Here is a 2,162-nt window from a genome sequence, read left to right as displayed (position 1 = left end):
ATCACGTTTGGAAATTGCACTTTTGGATTGGCAAAAACTCATAGGCTCTTTTGAGTACTGTTCCATTGCTGAAGATTTCTGACAGCCCTTTCCCAAATCCAAGGCTTAGAGCATAGCCTATCGACATTGCACGCTCATTTAATCGGCGATCGCCCAGAGATATGGTTGCAAAATTCTTCTCCCACCAGTCCAGCATTGCTTGTCACCTTTAGCACCCGATTTTCATTACTGTACCGTATATGCTGTGCTGTTTCTCGAATCCTTTACCACTAAGCCTTTCAAGACTTAACGGGAAAAGTCAGATTATTGAATCTGTGAAAGAATATTTGGCAGATGATTAGGTAAAGTAAAAATTTTTCTCCAGATGATGTGTAATTTAGGGATACAGTATATGATATACATATTCCAGTCTTTCTAAAATTCGTTGCGTTCGCAGTTCAGCTTGCTCTGCATTAAACCCAAAGTTGTACCGCATCTTACCCATATTCTCAATTCGCCATTGGTTGATTTTATAATCTATTTCATCGCTCATCTTCACTTGCTCATTTGTGAGTTCATGATCGATATTGAGTCCGATGGTTTCTGCAAGGAGTCTGGCAACATTCACCGAATGAAAGTATGGATAATCTCGAATTAATTCCCCAGAGCGAAGAAAAGCCAGTAATCCTTCAATTGGAGATAACCCATATTGAATATCATCCAGAAAATCCTTGAGCCATTGTTCTGGAGAAAACTCACAAAAACGAATCCAATCCCCCTGAATTTCAACCTCGTATCCTTCCTGGGTGAGAAACAAATCGCGCACAGGATTATCCCCATCAACAATTCGTAATAACCCTGGATATTGCCGATTTCCTGGATTTTTGAGCCAATCCCCCGACTTTGACGCTTTCAACTTTGCGAGGAACTCAGGTAAAGGCTGATTCCATAGTTGAGCAGAATTGTTTGCCATAACTTCCTCAGCCGACCAGTAATGTCCTAGCCGTTCCCAATTACCACCATTGCAGACTTCTAGCAAAAACGTTCTGTAAACGTCAGGTAGTTTAATTCCATGTTGTGCTTCTAACGCGCTCAACTTTGCTTCAGAACCAATTGGCGGATTAGTTGTGATTTGAGCATAGCGATCGCAAGGATCGAATTTTCGCAATCGAGCGAGGGTGACGTGAATTCGTTCAGGAACGGTCAACCATTTTCGCAGGGGTAATTGGCAACCGAAATGACGCTCCACTGTAAAAATGTCTCGATCATACACTCTCACCCTTCCTTTCGGATCGTGAGAGAACTGAATTTCTAACTGAGTCAACACCTGACAGAATTGCTCTGCCTCCACATCAGTCGGAAATAGTCCCACAAGATGGGGATGCTTGATTCTCTTTATCTCCCGATACATAAACTCACAAGCTTCAGCCTCATCCGTAAATTCAAACAGCAGATGTTGAACCGCACCACGCTCGGTATAAACAACTTGCCAGCGTTCGCATAGCGACTCCTGCGGAGTATCATCTGTTTGAATCAAGCAAATCTCATCATCACCCATTTGGCGAATCTGATACAGGCGACAGCCTTCGCCCCAAAGTTTGAGATCGAGTAACTCTGCATTCAAATATTCAACATCCCACATCTACTCACCTCTTACCTCGCTTGTTCTGCACGAAAAAGTCGGAGGAAGCCCCCATCAAACCATTCCCCATAGTTAAATCGCAGTTCCCCGGATAGTAACATCTGACCTCGACAGTAGAGAAAGTAGGTTTCTTTAGGGAAATAACTTCGCAAAGGGAGCAATCCTTTTTTCAACGCTGTGGGATTCTCATTTTGCCAGAGTCTTGCCAGGTGAGATGCTAAACAGTTCAAGAAAAACTCAGCTTTTGGTAAGGAAGGATCTGTTCCTAAAGTTACCAACTCATCTTCTCTTCCTCTCCAATCGATAGACATTTCCCAATCTTCGACAGGAGGTAAGCAGGATTCCAGCGAAGCCCAAACAACTAACTCTAGGTACGTCGGCTCATTCACGTTGGTAAATAAGGTATTCGCATTTATCGGCATTGTAATTTCTAAAACCGTCAACAAGCCGATCGCATTGTGATATACACTTCCTGTCACCAGTCGATATTGCTTCCCATCGGTTTCAAAGGGGATCGTGTACGGGTATTGCAATTTTGCTT

2 protein-coding genes and 1 pseudogene are annotated in these 2,162 nt (G+C 43.1%); all 3 read right to left on the bottom strand.

Features of this window, described 5'->3' with window-relative positions; translation table 11 throughout:
• Position 1: 1 nt before the first annotated feature.
• The gene (locus ACWATR_RS39530; RefSeq protein ID WP_460345711.1) at positions 2-196 is read right to left on the bottom strand and encodes an IS4/Tn5 family transposase DNA-binding protein; all 195 of its coding nucleotides are present in this window, start codon (positions 194-196) and stop codon (positions 2-4) included.
• A 180-nt stretch (positions 197-376) separates the two neighbouring features.
• On the bottom strand, positions 377-1,621 hold the full coding sequence (locus ACWATR_RS39525) for an SMI1/KNR4 family protein (RefSeq protein WP_460345708.1): 1,245 nt from the start codon (positions 1,619-1,621) through the stop codon (positions 377-379).
• An 11-nt stretch (positions 1,622-1,632) separates the two neighbouring features.
• Positions 1,633-2,162 (bottom strand): annotated as a pseudogene (locus ACWATR_RS39520) (hypothetical protein); the annotation flags it as partial.

Source organism: Nostoc sp. UIC 10890 (genome assembly GCF_054786515.1).
Note: the sequence above shows the minus strand (reverse complement) of the source record. Positions and strands in the feature narration are given on the sequence as shown.